The sequence below is a fragment of the Psychrobacillus sp. 05T411 genome (assembly GCF_056396485.1).
The window spans coordinates 38402-55123 of sequence record NZ_JBFTLO010000014.1 but is presented as its reverse complement, the minus strand read 5'-3'; the positions used below and the strand labels follow the sequence as shown (position 1 = coordinate 55123).

The window sequence follows — 16722 nt, the reverse complement described above, 5'->3', positions numbered from 1 at the left end:
GCAACATTTATAAATAATGCGTCACAGTCATGGGCGTCTCAATCCAAGTAAACTTGCTATTTTAAAAATTGGTTGCTTTCACTAGTGTTTTGGTTGCTCTCGTGCTGATTTAGTTGCTTTCAACATAGTACTAGTTGCTTTCAATGATCGGTTGGTTGCCCTAAGCCATTTCCTGGATTCGCATTAGAAAAAACTGTATAAAATTTTGTTTTTAGCGAGTCGATGCTGAGTAAGTAAGCAATTTTCATTGATTTTCGCTGCAGGTAGCGATTCCTGCCGGGGCCAACAGGATGTTGCCACACGAGTGGCGCTCTTAGCCTTTATCTCTGCAACGATTTATAATACTCGCCTTTTTCCACATACTTTCGAATAATGCGCTGCATATCTTCTTTATCAGCATCATTAAGCTCTCGTACTACTTTTGCGGGATTTCCAAATGCTAGTGAACCAGGCGGAATTTTCTTGCCAGGAGGTACAAGACTTCCTGCTCCGATAAATGCACCTTCTCCGATTTCGGCACCATCTAAAATAATGGAACCCATCCCAACTAATGCACCTTTTCGAACGATACAACTATGTAAAGTTGCTTGATGCCCAATCGTTACTTCGTCCTCGATAATGAGTGGCTTATTTGGACTTTGATGAAGGCAACTTAAATCTTGAATACTTACTTTACGACCAATAATCGTAGGAGCAACGTCCCCTCTAATTACCGTATTGAACCAAATTGTAGACTCCGGACCGATTGTCACATCGCCTGTTATTGTGACATAATCAGCTATAAAAGCAGATTCATCAATCGATGGAATTTTGTCTTTATAAGGATAAATCAATAAATACACACCCTTTATTAAAATAGAATATAATTAATCGTAACAAACAAACACAAAAAATGAAACAAAACAGGAAGGTGTGCTGTTCATGTGGAAATGGGAAGCAGAAGAAAAACCAAAGGCAGTAATCATCCTCGTACATAGTGCATATGAACACCATCGTAGATATGCTTGGCTAATTGAAAAATTAAGAAGCTCTAATTGCCATATCGTTATGGGGGATTTACCTGGTCATGGTGAACTAAAAAAAGCAAAAGGGCTACATGATGAGTCTTTTGAATTGTATAAAGAATATATAAAACAGGCACTCCAAGTTGCAGTAACATATGATTTACCAATTTTTTTAATGGGACATGGGCTAGGGGCAACATTATTAATAAGAGTGATGCGCAAACTAGAATTGGAATATGCAGGGGTAATTCTAACATCTCCATGGCTTCACCTAAAAAAAATGCCGTCTAAATGGACAAATGCACTAGCAAAATTATCCGTCCCGCAAAAGATTAACCATGAGATTGAGTTAAATGAATTAACAAGAAACTATGAAGTATTCCGCCAATTTGTCGAGGATCCAGCATATAGTACGCTCGTTACCAATGACTGGTATAAAGAATTGCAAACATTGATGAAAACGGTCGTACAGTCGGAAGAGTCTGTTCCCAATGTTCCGATTTTGTTAATGACGGGAGAACGAGATAAAATTACGGATACGAAGGCAACAATTAGTTGGTTAAAAAAACAAACACTTTCTGAGTATCAGTATAAAGAATGGAAAAATTGTTTTCATGATCTCCATCAAGAACCGGAACGAGAAGAAATTTTTGCCTACTCGCATTCATTTATAAATAATGTACTAAGATCTATCGGGTATATTGTTTGAATATGTCTTTTAGGTGTAAAATAAGGCGTAGTTAATTGAAGGAGGAAGTTGCAAATGAATCTTACCTATCAAGGTAAAACAAAAGACGTTTACAAGCTGGATAATGGGGATGTTTTATTAAAATTTAAAGATGATGTAACTGGTGAAAATGGTGTCTTTGATCCCGGTGCCAATACGGTCGGCTTAACAATAGAAGGCGCTGGAAAAGCAGGACTACGCATGACTACTTATTTCTTTCAAAAGTTAATGGAAAAAGAAATACCAACCCATTTTATCGATTCTAATATCGAAGAATCTACAATGACTGTAAAAGAAGCGAAAGTTTTTGGTAAAGGACTTGAAGTTATTTGCCGCTTTAAAGCTGTCGGAAGCTTTTTACGTAGATATGGAGCATATTGTGAAGAGGGACAACCTTTAGATGCATTTGTGGAAGTAACGATTAAAGACGACGAGCGTCAAGATCCGCCAATCTCGAAACAAGCCCTTTCCATGCTTTCTATTCTTTCAGAAGAGGAATATGAAATATTACAAACTTTAACCAAACAAATTTCTCAATTAGTGAAAGAGGATTTAGCAATAAAAGGGTTAGATTTATACGATATTAAACTGGAGTTCGGCCGTGATGCCAAAACAAATGAAATAATTCTAATCGATGAAATTTCAGGTGGGAATATGCGTGTATATAAAGATGGTCAATATATAGAACCTTTAGCATTAGAAAGACTTTTATTCTCTTAATATAAGAAAGATTCCTTCATTCCTTATGAATGAGGGGTTTTTTTATGTTATAATCGAGTGGTCGAAAAAGTGAGTTTAAAGGAGATATAACATGCAAAACCAACATATTATTCGAAATATTATTGTAGAAACTCCTTCGAAGCCAGGTAATTTTGCGAAAGTTGCAACGGCGATTGGACTAGGTGATGGAGATATTGGTGATATTACAACATTAAAAAGTGGTGCATTAATAACAGTTCGTGATATTACAATTACATGTAAATCTATTGAGCAATTAGATAAAGTAATCGCAAATATTGAAGCGATTGGTAATGGAGTAAAAATTCATGCGGTAACGGATGATGTTTTAAACGCGCATGAGGGTGGAAAAATTGCGATGAAGAGTAGGTTAGATGTACGCTCCCTTGGAGATTTACAACGAATCTACACGCCTGGAGTTGCAAGTGTATGTATGGAAATACTTCATCATCCAGAAAAAGCTAACTACTTTACTTCGATTGGAAACTCCGTTGCCATTGTAACTGATGGTACAGCAATATTAGGTCTAGGAAATATTGGTCCAGTTGCTGGAATGCCGGTTATGGAAGGAAAAGCTGTATTATTAGATCAATTTGTCGGCCTGAGCGGAATTCCAATTTTATTGAACACAAGTGATCCAGATGAAATAGTAGAAACGATTAAACATATACATAAAGGTTTCGGAGCTATCTTGTTAGAAGATATTGGCTCACCACATTGCTTTGAAATTGAAGAAAGACTGAAGGAAGAGCTACCTATCCCGGTTATGCATGATGATCAGCATGGAACGGCAGTAGTTGCATTGGCGGCTATATTATCTGCATGTAAGTCTACAAATGTTGATGTGAAAAAAGCAAAAATCGGTCAAATTGGCCTTGGTGCTGCGGGTCTTGCGATATGCCGCATGTTAATGGCTTATGGTGTAGAAGACGTTTATGGACTTGATCGCCAAGAAGTAGCGCAAAATCGTTTGATTAACTATGGTGGAAAAACAATTGGATCACTGGAAGAAATGATGGAAACATGTGATATTATTGTTGCGACAACTGGAGTATCTGGTCTGATCAAACCGGAAATGGTTCGACATGGTCAAATTATTTTAGCTCTTTCCAATCCAAATCCAGAAATACTTCCTTCCGAAGCAATCGCAGCAGGAGCAGCTTTTGCGGCAGATGGACGTTCTGTAAACAACGTAATCGGTTTCCCAGGTATATTCAAAGGGGCATTAGACGCTGGAGCATCGGCTATTACATACCCAATGCTAATAGCGGCAGCCCAAGCGATTGTCAGTCATACGAAACCTGGCGAGTTAATACCAAACCCACTAGATCCAACTGTGCATCATTTAGTGGCAAGAGCAGTAGAAGAAGCTGCAAATCAACAATAAAATCCATTATAAAAGAAGATTTCGGTTAAGAAGCCGAAATCTTCTTTTTAAATTCCTCCGTATAATCGGTTGCTTCCATCAACGCTTTTTCTTCCAGTGGAATACGAACCGATAGCATGGCTAGATTTAAAAGCGTAAAGCAAATCGCTGTAAAGTATGCTTGGAACATTAAAGGTAAGAGTGCTATTTCAATACAAACGACCACATAATTCGGATGTTTCATATACAAATAGGGACCGGTTTTTACAACTTGGGCACCAGGTAAAATCATAATCTTCGTGTTCCAAAATGTTCCTAGAGAAGTTAAACACCAAATGCGTAGTGCTTGAACAAATAAAAAAATAACTAAAAATAGTGGAAACAATGGAGAAATACGTTGGTTCATAAATACGACTTCTGCGATTAAACAAACAAAAAAACTCACATGAAGGGCAACCATATATGGATAATGGGAGCTACCCACTTCATAAGCACCACGTGCGAGCATCTTTTTTTCATTTCGTTTCGCGATAAAAACTTCCGTAATTCTTTGTGCAATAACTAGGAATATAAGGATGAAAAATAACATATTAATCCCCCCAATTTAGTAAAACTGCTTCTCCACAAAATCCAGGACCTAATGCAACAAGTAACCCGATATCTTCTTTTCTATTTTCTTGTTCCATGAATTGCTCCAATACATAAAGAACGGTAGGGGAAGACATATTACCATGGTTTTTTAATACTTCTCGAGAAATCGACGTTTTTCCTTCTGGGAGTTGAAGTGTTTCTTCGTAGGCTTCTAGTACTTTTTTGCCTCCAGGATGTGCGACAAAATGGTTGAGTTGTTCTTTTGTTATTTGTTGTTCCATGAAAAATTCATCGATGAACGGTCCAAGCCAACTAGAGATAATAGAAGGGATACTCTTCGAAAATACAACATGTAATCCACTATTTTTAATATCCCATCCCATCACATTTTCAGAGTCTGGCATCCATTTAGAAGCTGTATTTATAATGTGTGGAACGGGTCTTTTCGTTGAAACATTCGCTTCATCCCCACATACTAATACGCAAGCTGCACCGTCAGCGAAAAGAGAAGCTCCAATTAAATTACTTTTGGAAAAATCATTTGGTTGAAATGTAAGACTACAAAGCTCTACACAAACAACGAGTACTTTTTCCTTCGGATGGGCTTTGCAATAGTCAAAAGCTCTACTCACTCCCGCAGCTCCTCCAGCGCAACCTAGTCCCCATAATGGGATCCGTTTCATACGATCGGAAAAAGGGAGCTGGTTCATGACACGGGCATCGATACTTGGAGTGGAGATTCCAGTAGTACTAACGAAAATAATAGCTTCTATTTCTTTTGAATCAATCGTCTGTTGTAGGAAAGTTGTGTTTTGAAGGCAAGTTTGAATAACTTCTCCACTATATTTTGTCGCTAACTCTATATATATATCATTACGTTCCTCAAATGTATGATTTGTTTGATGCCATTCTAGAGGTACACAAAAATTGCGAGTTTCGATATCACCGTTCTCAAATACTTTTAATAATCGATCCAGTTGTGCAATCTTGTCTTTGAATAGTTCTTTTGTTAGTTGTTCAATATTTGTTTGGTTTAATGTATAGGGAGGTTTATATGTACTTATGGATGCAATTTTAGGCATGGAGATTCTCCTTTTTATAGGTAGTCTCTCCATGTATTCTCTGAATATGCAAAGAAGTGGATGAAGAGTTAATTGTCCTTCATTTTTTCAATTGCAATAATAAATGGTGGATCATTTTGTTGATTTAAAAATTGATAAGATAGCACATGAGCGTACGCTTGAGGTAATTGTTGTACGAAAGCCATAAGTGCTTCTTTTTCCTCTTTACCACCTTCATGTCCGTGATAAACTACTAAAACGATCAATCCTCCAACTTTTAGTAAATGCAAAAGTGATTCAATCGCCTGAACAGTAGAAGTTCCTCTTGTAACGATTTCATGGTTACTACCGGGCAAATATCCTAGATTAAAAATGGCTGCAGATACTTCTTCCGTAACATACTTCTTAACATATTCATGCCCATCATGAATTAACGAAACTTGTCCAAGCAAATTCGCTTGCGCAAGCTTATCCTCAGTTGCTTGAATGGCTTCTTTTTGCACATCAAAAGCATAGACATGCCCATTCTCTCCTACTAGATCCGCAAGATACAATGTATCATGCCCATTTCCTGCAGTTGCGTCTATTACTGAATCACCTTTTTCCACAACATTTGCTAGTAACTCTTTTGCAAATGGTAAAACTCTTTTTAATATCATCGTAAAACACCAGTCTTTTCATATAATTTCCCTTGATAACTATTTCGTTTGGCAAGCTCCGCATCTATCCCATTTAACACATCCCATTTGTTGACACTCCACATAGGTCCAATCATTAAATCAATCGGTCCATCGCCTGTAATACGTTGGACAACCATTTCAGGTGGAAGTACTTCTAATTGGTCGGCAACGAGCTGAATATAGGCATCTCTTTCCATAAATTCTAGCTTCCCTTTTTCGTATTGTTTTACCATTGGAGTTCCTTTTAATAAATGAAGTAAATGAATTTTAATCCCTTGCACATCAAGCTTAGCCACTTCCCGGGTAGTTTCCATCATCATTTCACGGTCTTCTAAAGGGAGACCATTTATAATGTGTGTGCAAATTCGGATGCCGTGTTTGCGTAATTTGTTTACACCTTCTATATAAGTAGGATAATCATGTGCACGATTTACTAAATTTGCCGTTCTTTCATGCACTGTTTGAAGTCCTAGCTCGATCCATAAATAAGTTCGTTCGTTTAACTCGGCTAAATACTCAACTACATCATCAGGTAAGCAGTCGGGCCTAGTTGCAATGGAAATGCCGACGACACCTTCTAGTGCCAAAGCAGCTTCAAATTTATCTTTTAATATGGGAAGAGGGGCATGAGTATTTGTATACGCTTGAAAATAGGCGATATATTTTCCTTTTTTCCATTTTTCATGCATTTTGACTTTTATTTTTTCAAACTGCATTGGAATTGGATCTACTTTATCTCCCGCGAAATCACCACTCCCTGCGACGCTGCAAAATGTGCAACCACCGAATGCGACCGTACCATCTCGATTAGGGCAGTCAAAGCCAGCGTCTAGCGCGACTTTGAAAATTTTCTGGTCAAATCTATCTCGTAAATATCGATTCCATGTATAATACCTTTTTCCATCTGATGGAAAAGGAAAGTTGTTTTCATTCATGCAATTTCACTCCTTAACATGCCTATTTTATCATGTCTTCGTAAAGTTTGTTGTATCCATCTTGAAGTACATTATAAAAAAGCATACAATAGTTTAGCGTACGAGGAAATGAGGTGTTTTGTATGCCAAAAGCTGTATGGCTTTTAATCATCGGAATGTTTATCAATACGATGGGGAATTCCTTCTTATGGCCTTTACATACTATCTACATGCATGATTATTTGGGACAGTCACTTTCGATGGCTGGGTTTGTTCTCATGATTAATGCTGGGACAGGTGTAATAGGTAATTTACTTGGAGGGTATTTGTTCGATCGGATTGGCGGGTATAAATCGATTTTGCTAGGAATTATTTTGTCGCTAATAGCTTTAGGCTTGTTAACAATTTGGCATGGTTGGCCTGAATATATATGGTTTGTTGCAATTTTAGGATTTAGCGGGGGAATTATTTTCCCGAGTATGTATGCGATGGTCGGCAGTGTTTGGCCAGAAGGTGGAAGAAGGGCCTTTAATGCGATTTATTTGGCGCAAAATGTTGGGGTTGCAATTGGTCCTGCGATTGCAGGGGTAGTGGCGGCCAATAATATTAATCACATATTCATGGCGAATCTATTGACCTATGTATTATTTTTAGCTGTTGTTTGGATTTTTTATCGGAAATTAGTTGTGACGACGAATAGACATAGCTCGGTGTTGAATGAGAAAAAGGAAATAAAACAAAAAGCACCTTTCTATGCCATGATGATTGTAACAGTTGGGTATATGTTGACATGGATCGTATATGTGCAGTGGACTTCGACTATTTCTACGCATGTGTTAGATTTAGGCATATCGTTAAAGCAATATAGTTTGCTATGGACGATCAATGGCTTACTAATTATTACGGCTCAACCGCTCATTAAACCGATCATAAATCGATTAGAGCATAAAATTAAAACGCAGCTTATCATCGGGATTGTTATTTTCATGGGATCTTTTGTTGTCGTTGCGTTTGCAGAGAGCTATTCGATGTTTATCACAGCAATGGTCATTCTGACGATTGGTGAAATGTTCGTATGGCCAGCTGTTCCGACGCTTGCTGATAAGTTGGCGCCAAAAGGGAGAGAAGGATTCTATCAAGGCATTGTCAATAGTATGGCAACTGTTGGACGAATGATTGGACCTTTTATAGGTGGTTTACTGGTAGAAGCTTATGGCACGCCGATGATGATATTGATTTTAACGAGTTTGATGATTTTTGCGATTATTACGAGTTTGCTTTATGATTTACCACTTAAAAAACGCACCGTTTGATGAAAATCAAACGGTTTTTTGCTGAAATGAAATTGATTATTATGCCAATCTTTGAGAATATGAAAGATAAGCTGTTTCTAAAGGGGGGGAATTGGTATGGAAACTTTTTTGAAAAACTTATCCGCATCAGTGCTTGCGGAAATACTGGAGAATGCGTTCCAATGGTTTGTAGTTGTGGACGAGCATTCTAATATTCTTTACATTAATGAAGAATATTGCCGTTTCTTAGAAGTAAAAAGGGATGATGCGATTGGAAAGCCAGTCGCTGAAGTTATTGAAAACACAAAAATGCATGAAGTTATTAAGTCGGGCAACACACATATAGCCTCTCCTCATTATATTAAAGGGACATATATGCTTGCGAATCGTGTGCCTCTTGTTGTCGATGGAAAAATTGTTGGTGCTTTTGGAAGCGTTATATTTAGAGACATGTCTGATTGGAAAAAGCTAAGTTCTCATGTTAGAACAACTATGGAACATATTCAATTGAATATGGAAGATAATAGCTATAAGGAGTACCATCTAGGGGATATTAAAGGAACTTCGGCTGCAGTTCGAAAAATAAAAGAGACGATCGGAATAATTGCTCCAAGCGATATACCCGTTCTAATAGAAGGGGAAAGTGGAACTGGAAAAGAAATTTTTGCACACAGTATACATCAGCTTTCAGAACGCTCAAATGAGCCTTTTGTTAAAGTAAATTGTGCAGAAGTTCCACCAGAATTACTGGAGGAAGAATTATTTGGAAAGTATGACTTAGCAACCGGTAAATCTAGTAGAGGTAGATACAAGCAAGCTGACAAAGGAACATTATTCATAGATGAAATTAGTGCACTCCCTCTGACACTACAGGCCAAGCTTCTGCGTACCTTGCAAGATGGAGCGGTTTTTACAATGCAGGCGGAGAAAGAGGAACAGGTAAATGTTCGAATATTAGCATCTTCGAATGTGTCCTTAGCAAATCTTGTAGATGAGAAGAAATTTAGGGAAGATTTATTCTATCGAATTCAAGCTGTAACTTTACGAATTCCTCCTCTTAGGGATCGTATAGAAGACCTAGATGAGCTGTTAAATTATTTTCTCCAAAAGTTTGTTGTGCAGGCTGGCCGACGGAAAATTGTATTGGCAACAAAAACGAGAGAAATACTTCAATCTTATCATTGGCCAGGAAATGTCCGTGAATTGCAAAATGTATTACAAGCGGCGATATATTTAGCTGAAAATGACGTTATAGTACCTTCAGCATTACCAATACAAGTAAAGAAACAAAATGCTCTGTCGTTTCAAAAAAATGGAAAACTGGAGGATATTTTAATTGAAGTCGAAAAACGCGTCATTCAAGATTTACTTGAAAATCAATCCAATAAAGCGCTGATTGCCAAACAATTAGGGATAAGTAGATCTACGCTTTATGAAAAAATTAAAAAATATAACTTTTGAACTAAATCCGATTTTTTGGACATAAATCCAGAAATTCGGATTTTTTAGCTTGAAGCAATCCTTCATACAATTTATTTTAGTGTTAGAATTATCCGGAAAATCGGATTAATGGGAAATATAGAGGAAACAATATCACCATAATTACCATTGATTGAAAATTTCGATTATGTTTTAATGACATATGAAAGCGCTTTTATGTATATCGTTATGCAAAATACTCCTAGTAAAGAAATCTGTTCTTCTGCAGGGAATTAGATTGTAGGATGTTAAAATACTTAAAAATGTTGTGGTAACTAAAATTTATTGAAGAGGATGATTTCTGCACTAACAATATTTATTACTAGATTCTTTTATATATTTTGATCACTTTAATAAACTCTTTCCACAAAAAGAAAGCTTGCTATTTTACCACGATTTTAAATAATAGGGGGATTTATATATGGGAGCATTAAGTATGGTCGGTCTTATAGGCGGCTTAGCTTTATTGATTGTCTTGACCATGAAAGGTGTAAATATTTTAATGGCTGGTCCAATATCGGCATTAGTAGTTGCACTGACGAGTGGTATGCCATTATTTTCACAGTTGGCGGCTGAAGGGGAAGCCAATTTTGTAACAAGTTATATGACAGGATTTACCGGGTTTATTATGTCCTGGTATTTAATGTTCTTACTTGGTGCAGTCTTTGGTAAGGTAATGGAGGATAGTGGTGCAGCAGATTCTGTATCCAAATGGATTGTCGATAAACTAGGAATGAAATATGCGGTACTTGCCATCGTTATTGCTTGTGCAGTTCTTACATATGGAGGCGTGAGTTTGTTCGTAGTTGCGTTCTCTGTATATCCAATGGCCATTTCATTGTTTAAGCAAGCCGACTTACCTCGTCGTTTTATTCCAGCAACATTAGGGTTAGGTTCCGTTACATTTACAATGACATCTGCAGGGTCTCCTGAAATACAAAACTGGATTCCAATTGAGTTTTTAGGAACAAATGCATATGCAGGATGGGAAGTAAGTATTATCGTAGCTGCATTTATGGCGATTTTTGGATATTGGTGGTTGAGCCGTATTATTAAGAAAGCGGTAAATAAAGGAGAAAAATTTGTAGACCGTGAATCCGATCCAACATTCGATACGAAACGAAATTTACCTAATCCATTTTTAGCAATGCTTCCATTAGCAGTTGTATTAGTTATCTCATTTATCTTCCATGATAAATTAGCGCAATCCGCATTAATAATTGCCTTACTTGGTGGAGTAATTGCAACTTATATAGTTGGAAGAAAGTATTCTAAAAATTTCTGGGAAGCATTCTCTGCTGGTACTGTTGGTGCACTTATTGCAATCGGTAATACAGCTGCAGTTGTTGGTTTTGGAGGGGTTGCAAAAAATGTACCTGCATTTACAACCGCTGTGGAGGCAATGACTAACATTCCAGGTTCGCCTTTAATAGGAGCTGCTATTGCGGTATCCGTAATTGCCGGTATGACTGGTTCTTCGTCTGGTGGTCAATCAATCGCTTTACCATTATTAGCACCACATTATATGGATATGGGTGTAAATCCAGAAGCCTTGCACAGAGTAGTCGCTATTTCATCTGGTGCGCTGGATTCATTGCCGCATAATGGATATGTAGTAACTACTATTCAATCAATCTGTGGAGAAAAACATAGTGCGGCATATTGGCCAGTTGCTGCGACAACTGTGGTAGTACCAATACTTGGTGTAGTAATTGCAATTATTCTCTTCTCTTTAGGATTAGGAATTTAATCTTCCTGATGGGTAGATAACATTTTGGGAGGTATATAAATGGTAAAAGATAAAGTACTGTTTATCACGGGAGCAGCCCAAGGAATTGGTCTTGAGATTGCTCAAGAATTTTATAAAGCTGGCGCGATTGTAGTATTAACAGATATCAATGAAGAGAAAGTAAAAGAAGCTGCTAACCTATTAGGCGAGGATGTATTAGGTCTTGAATGTGACGTGACAAAGGAAGAAGATATAATTAATTGCTTTAATGTCACGATAGAAAAGTACGGGCGTATTGATATTCTTATTAATAATGCAGGAATGCAGCATGTAGCTATGTTAGAAGATTTCCCTACTGAACGCTTTGAACTATTGATAAAAATAATGTTAACAGCACCATTTATAGCAACCAAACACGTTCTTCCACATATGCGGAAGAACGGATTCGGTAGAATTATTAATATGGCTTCTATTAATGGTTTGGTCGGCTTTGCTGGTAAAGCAGCCTATAACTCAGCTAAACATGGCGTCATTGGACTTACAAAAGTTGCAGCTCTTGAAACAGCTACTGATGGAATTACAGTGAATGCTATTTGTCCAGGATATGCGGACACCCCGCTTGTTCGAAACCAATTTAAGGATTTAGCGAAAGTGCGTAATGTACCGGTTGAATCTGTTTTAGAAGAAGTGTTATATCCTTTAGTTCCACAGAAGCGATTGTTAGATGTCAAAGAGATTGCAGATTTGACTTTGTTTTTAGCTAGTGATGCTGCTAAAGGAATGACGGGGCAAGCAGTTATTTTGGACGGTGGTTACACGAGCCAATAAATTATAAACACCCGATTTGACAATCGGGGCGTTTTATTAATATTCATGGTCAGGAATAAATAATCTATCTCGGGAACTGATCTAGTTAAATAGATTGCTAATTTATCGGATATTTGAGAATATTAGATTGTAGTATCTTTACATAAGAAAGGGGAATTGTCTCATGAAACCAATTTACAGTTCAGCAAGTGAAGCTGTAGCAAATATTGAAGATGGAATGACGTTAATGGTAGGAGGCTTTGGCCTTGTTGGTATACCTGAACAGCTCATTTTAGCTTTAGTTGAAAAAGGGGTAAAAGATTTAACCGTTATTTCGAATAACTGTGGAGTAGATGAGTGGGGTCTTGGACTTCTACTAAAAAATAAACAAATTAAAAAAATGATTGGCTCATATGTAGGAGAAAATAAAGAATTTGAACGTCAAGTGCTTTCCGGAGAAATAGAAGTAGAGCTAACACCTCAAGGGACATTAGCAGAAAAAATTCGTGCAGGTGGAGCAGGAATCCCTGCATTCTTTACGCCAGCGGGTGTTGGTACAGCCGTTGCGGAAGGAAAAGAAGTGCGCGTTTACGATGGCAAAGAGTATGTACTAGAGGAATCTCTTCGTGCGGATTTTGCTTTAATTCGTGCAGCTAAAGCAGATAAATTTGGTAACTTAATCTATAACAAAACGGCACAAAACTTCAATCCGATGATGGCAGCTGCAGGGAAAATAACGATTGCAGAAGTAGAAGAAATTGTAGAAACAGGCGACTTAGATCCAGCACAAATACATACACCAAGTATTTATGTACAAGGGTTATTCCAAGCGGCACAAGAAAAAAGAATCGAACGTCTTACAACACGTTCATAAGGGGGAGACTAAGTTGAATACACGTGAGAAAATTGCGAGAAGAGCAGAAAAAGAAATCAAACATGGTAACTATGTCAATTTAGGGATTGGAATTCCAACATTAGTGGCGAATTTTATATCTCCTGATAAGACGGTCGTTCTCCAATCGGAAAATGGATTACTTGGTATCGGACCATATCCGACGGAGCAGGAAGTAGATCCAGATCTTATTAATGCCGGAAAAGAAACGGTAACGACGATTCCCGGATCTTCCTTTTTCACTAGCGCCGAATCATTTGCGATGATTCGCGGTGGGCATGTGGATGTAGCGATTTTAGGAGCAATGGAAGTTTCCGAAACAGGTGATTTAGCGAACTGGATGATTCCTGGGAAAATGATCAAAGGTATGGGTGGTGCCATGGATTTAGTACATGGTGCCAAGAAAATCATCGTTATTATGGACCACTGTGCAAAAGACGGCTCTGCAAAAATTAAAAAAGAATGTGAATTACCGTTAACAGGTAAAGCAGTTGTGAATAAAATAATAACAGAACGGGCAATGATAGAAGTAACTTCAGATGGTCTTGAATTGAAAGAGGTATTTGAAGGGTATACGATTCAAGATATTATAGATGCAACGGAAGCAACGCTTATTGTTAAAGATGTAAAAGAAAACGTAGCGATATAAGTACAGGTTGTATTTTATATGAATATCCATTAGAATAAATGCTAATAGTAGTGACTGTGAAAAGGATTAGTAAATAATCGACGTTTCTAAAGAGAGCTAACGGTTGGTGTGAGTTAGCGTAACGAATTATTGAACTCGCCTTTGAGTCAGTATAAGTGAAATTAGAGTAGCTTATACCGTTATCCGCGTTAAGGAAACAAGTTGAGTGGATTTCCACTAATTTGGGTGGTACCGCGTGAGTATATACTCTCGTCCCTTAGTTTTTTAAGGGACGAGTTTTTTTATTGGAGGAGGAAACTAAATGAGCTTTAATCATGAAGCAATCGAAAAAAAATGGCAAAAGTATTGGAAAGAAAACAAAACGTATAAAATGGTGGATGATCCTTCGAAACCAAAATTTTATGCATTAGATATGTTCCCATATCCTTCAGGAGTTGGACTCCATGTAGGGCATCCACTTGGGTATATTGCAACGGACATTTTAAGTGCCTTTAAACGTAAACAAGGTTATAACGTGCTTCATCCAATGGGCTGGGATGCTTTTGGACTTCCTGCAGAGCAATATGCAATTGATACAGGTAATGATCCTGCAGAATTTACTGCCAAGAATATTGCTACATTTAAACGTCAAATGAATGATCTTGGTTTTTCATATGATTGGGATAGAGAAGTAAATACAACAGATCCATCTTATTACAAATGGACACAATGGATCTTCATCCAACTTTACAAAAAAGGCTTGGCTTATGTAGATGAAGTACCTGTAAACTGGTGTCCTGCATTAGGTACAGTGCTTGCAAATGAAGAAGTAATCGATGGACTATCAGAACGTGGGGGACATCCGGTAGAACGACGTCCGATGCGTCAATGGGTTCTTCGTATAACTGCTTATGCAGATAGACTTTTGGAAGATTTGGATGAACTAGATTGGCCAGAAAGCTTAAAAGAGATGCAACGTAACTGGATTGGACGTTCGGAAGGTGCAGAGCTTACGTTTGAAATCGACGGTACGAATGAATCATTCCGCGCATTTACGACGCGTCCGGATACTATTTTCGGTGCAACGTATGCTGTATTAGCTCCAGAGCATAAACTGGTTGAAAAAATAACAACAGCTGAGCAAACAGAAGCAGTGCAAGCATATCAAGATCAAGTAAAGCTAAAAAGCGATTTAGAGCGTACAGACCTTGCCAAACATAAAACAGGTGTATTTACAGGTGCTTATGCAATCAACCCTGTTAGTGGCGAGAAAATGCCGATATGGATTGCGGATTATGTTTTAGCAACATACGGAACAGGTGCAATTATGGCGGTTCCAGCGCATGATGAAAGAGATTATGAGTTTGCAAAACAATTTGATCTACCGATTGTAGAAGTAGTTTCTGGCGGAAATGTCGAAGAAGAAGCGTATACAGAAGATGGAATGCTAGTGAACTCAGACTTCTTAAATGGTTTGAACAAACAACAAGCGATTGCTAAAGCAATTGAATGGTTTGAAGCAAACGGTAAAGGTGAGAAGAAAATTACCTATCGTTTGCGCGATTGGTTATTTAGCCGCCAACGTTATTGGGGTGAGCCAATTCCAGTTATCCATTGGGAAGATGGTACTTCAACAACTGTAGATGAATCCGAGTTGCCTCTAATGTTACCTGTAACAACGGATATTAAACCAAGTGGAACTGGTGAATCGCCACTTGCCAATATTACAGAATGGGTAAATGTAGTAGACCCTGTAACAGGGAAAAAAGGGCGTCGTGAAACAAATACTATGCCACAATGGGCAGGTAGCTGCTGGTACTACTTACGCTATATCGATCCAAACAATGATGAAGCACTTATTGATCCGGAATTAGCAAAACGTTGGTTACCAGTCGATATTTATGTTGGTGGAGCAGAGCACGCCGTATTGCATTTATTGTACGCACGCTTCTGGCATAAATTCCTTTATGATATTGGTGTTGTTGCGACGAAAGAGCCATTCCAAAAATTATTTAACCAAGGAATGATCCTAGGTGAAAATAACGAGAAAATGTCTAAGTCAAAAGGAAATGTAGTAAATCCAGATGATATCGTGAAAACACATGGTGCCGATTCACTTCGTTTATATGAAATGTTTATGGGACCATTAGATTCTTCAAAGGCATGGTCAACGAATGGATTGGACGGTTCAAGAAGATTCTTAGACCGAATTTGGCGTTTGTTTGTCGATGAAAATGGAAAACTAAGCGAAAAAGTAAGTGATACTTCTTCCGAAAATATGGAGAAAGTGTATCACCAAACAGTTAAGAAAGTAACAGATGACTATGAATCCATGCATTATAATACAGCCATTTCACAAATGATGGTATTTATCAATGAAGGTTATAAAGCAGAACATATATCTAAAGAATACGTAGAAGGATTTGTTAAACTAATTTCTCCAATTGTTCCACATATTGCAGAAGAGCTTTGGAGCATTTTAGGGCATGAAGATACAATGACATACGAAGCGTGGCCAACATTTGATGAATCGAAATTAGTAGACAATGTAGTGGAAATTCCTGTTCAAATTAAAGGGAAAGTGCGCGCGAAACTTCTAGTTGCAAAAGATGCTACGAAAGAAGAGTTAGAAGCATCAGCAATAGCTTCCGAACAAGTTCAACAATGGTTGGAAGGGCAAGAAGTGAAGAAAATTATTGCAATACCAGGTAAGATGGTTAATATCGTCATTTAACAATCCAAAAAGCTGCTTATTCCCCTCGAGGGATAAGCAGCTTTTTTAACTTTTTTTGGCTATTCCAACTAAATCACTTC

Annotated in this window: 15 protein-coding genes and 1 other annotated feature; of the genes, 10 read left to right on the top strand and 5 right to left on the bottom strand. The window is 37.7% G+C overall.

The window, feature by feature from the left end; translation table 11 throughout:
* Positions 1 to 320: 320 nt before the first annotated feature.
* Positions 321 to 833 (bottom strand): gamma carbonic anhydrase, encoded by a 513-nt coding sequence (locus AC1DFT_RS12805; protein ID WP_478159144.1) that lies wholly within the window; start codon positions 831 to 833, stop codon positions 321 to 323.
* A gap of 88 nt (positions 834 to 921) precedes the next feature.
* Between AC1DFT_RS12805 and AC1DFT_RS12800 the strand changes: the two genes are divergently transcribed.
* The 3 genes from AC1DFT_RS12800 to AC1DFT_RS12790 all read left to right on the top strand — a co-directional run bounded on the left by AC1DFT_RS12800 (position 922) and on the right by AC1DFT_RS12790 (position 3856).
* Positions 922 to 1713 (top strand): alpha/beta hydrolase, encoded by a 792-nt coding sequence (locus AC1DFT_RS12800; protein WP_478159143.1) that lies wholly within the window; start codon positions 922 to 924, stop codon positions 1711 to 1713.
* Positions 1714 to 1767: 54 nt separating this feature from the next.
* Positions 1768 to 2451 (top strand): phosphoribosylaminoimidazolesuccinocarboxamide synthase, encoded by a 684-nt coding sequence (locus AC1DFT_RS12795; protein ID WP_478159142.1) that lies wholly within the window; start codon positions 1768 to 1770, stop codon positions 2449 to 2451.
* A gap of 91 nt (positions 2452 to 2542) precedes the next feature.
* Positions 2543 to 3856, top strand: a complete 1314-nt coding sequence (locus AC1DFT_RS12790; RefSeq protein WP_478159141.1) for an NAD-dependent malic enzyme — start codon at positions 2543 to 2545, stop codon at positions 3854 to 3856.
* A gap of 25 nt (positions 3857 to 3881) precedes the next feature.
* Here the strand turns inward: AC1DFT_RS12790 and AC1DFT_RS12785 are convergent, their stop codons facing one another.
* From AC1DFT_RS12785 to mnmL, 4 genes are all read right to left on the bottom strand, one after another.
* Positions 3882 to 4424: an isoprenylcysteine carboxyl methyltransferase family protein gene (locus AC1DFT_RS12785; protein ID WP_478159140.1), complete on the bottom strand. Its 543-nt coding sequence runs from the start codon at positions 4422 to 4424 to the stop codon at positions 3882 to 3884.
* A gap of 1 nt (position 4425) precedes the next feature.
* Complete coding sequence (locus AC1DFT_RS12780) at positions 4426 to 5508, bottom strand: type III polyketide synthase (protein WP_478159139.1); 1083 nt, start codon at positions 5506 to 5508, stop codon at positions 4426 to 4428.
* Positions 5509 to 5576: 68 nt separating this feature from the next.
* Positions 5577 to 6146, bottom strand: coding sequence for a tRNA 5-(aminomethyl)-2-thiouridylate-methyltransferase MnmM (gene mnmM, locus AC1DFT_RS12775; protein ID WP_478159138.1), 570 nt, complete (start codon positions 6144 to 6146; stop codon positions 5577 to 5579).
* Positions 6143 to 7102, bottom strand: coding sequence for a tRNA modification radical SAM protein MnmL/YtqA (mnmL, locus tag AC1DFT_RS12770; RefSeq protein ID WP_478159137.1), 960 nt, complete (start codon positions 7100 to 7102; stop codon positions 6143 to 6145). The genes mnmM and mnmL overlap by 4 nt, the downstream gene beginning before the upstream one ends.
* 122 nt (positions 7103 to 7224) lie before the next feature.
* On the opposite strand from mnmL, the gene AC1DFT_RS12765 reads away from it, so the two are divergent.
* From AC1DFT_RS12765 to leuS, 7 genes are all read left to right on the top strand, one after another.
* Positions 7225 to 8394, top strand: a complete 1170-nt coding sequence (locus AC1DFT_RS12765; protein WP_478159136.1) for an MDR family MFS transporter — start codon at positions 7225 to 7227, stop codon at positions 8392 to 8394.
* Between the two features lie 96 nt (positions 8395 to 8490).
* A complete protein-coding gene (locus tag AC1DFT_RS12760; RefSeq protein WP_478159135.1) occupies positions 8491 to 9834 on the top strand; it encodes a sigma-54 interaction domain-containing protein in 1344 nt (447 codons plus the stop codon).
* A gap of 439 nt (positions 9835 to 10273) precedes the next feature.
* Positions 10274 to 11602, top strand: coding sequence for a GntP family permease (locus AC1DFT_RS12755; RefSeq protein WP_478159134.1), 1329 nt, complete (start codon positions 10274 to 10276; stop codon positions 11600 to 11602).
* 39 nt (positions 11603 to 11641) lie between these two features.
* Complete coding sequence (locus AC1DFT_RS12750) at positions 11642 to 12409, top strand: 3-hydroxybutyrate dehydrogenase (RefSeq protein ID WP_478159133.1); 768 nt, start codon at positions 11642 to 11644, stop codon at positions 12407 to 12409.
* Positions 12410 to 12572: 163 nt separating this feature from the next.
* Positions 12573 to 13262 carry a CoA transferase subunit A gene (locus tag AC1DFT_RS12745; RefSeq protein ID WP_478159132.1) on the top strand — a complete coding sequence of 230 codons (690 nt, stop codon included), beginning with the start codon at positions 12573 to 12575 and terminating at the stop codon, positions 13260 to 13262.
* 13 nt (positions 13263 to 13275) lie between these two features.
* On the top strand, positions 13276 to 13929 hold the full coding sequence (locus tag AC1DFT_RS12740; RefSeq protein ID WP_478159131.1) for a 3-oxoacid CoA-transferase subunit B: 654 nt from the start codon (positions 13276 to 13278) through the stop codon (positions 13927 to 13929).
* A gap of 47 nt (positions 13930 to 13976) precedes the next feature.
* Positions 13977 to 14189, top strand: a binding site (T-box leader).
* Between the two features lie 41 nt (positions 14190 to 14230).
* Positions 14231 to 16642, top strand: a complete 2412-nt coding sequence (leuS, locus tag AC1DFT_RS12735; RefSeq protein ID WP_478159130.1) for a leucine--tRNA ligase — start codon at positions 14231 to 14233, stop codon at positions 16640 to 16642.
* The last annotated feature ends 80 nt before the right edge of the window (positions 16643 to 16722 follow it).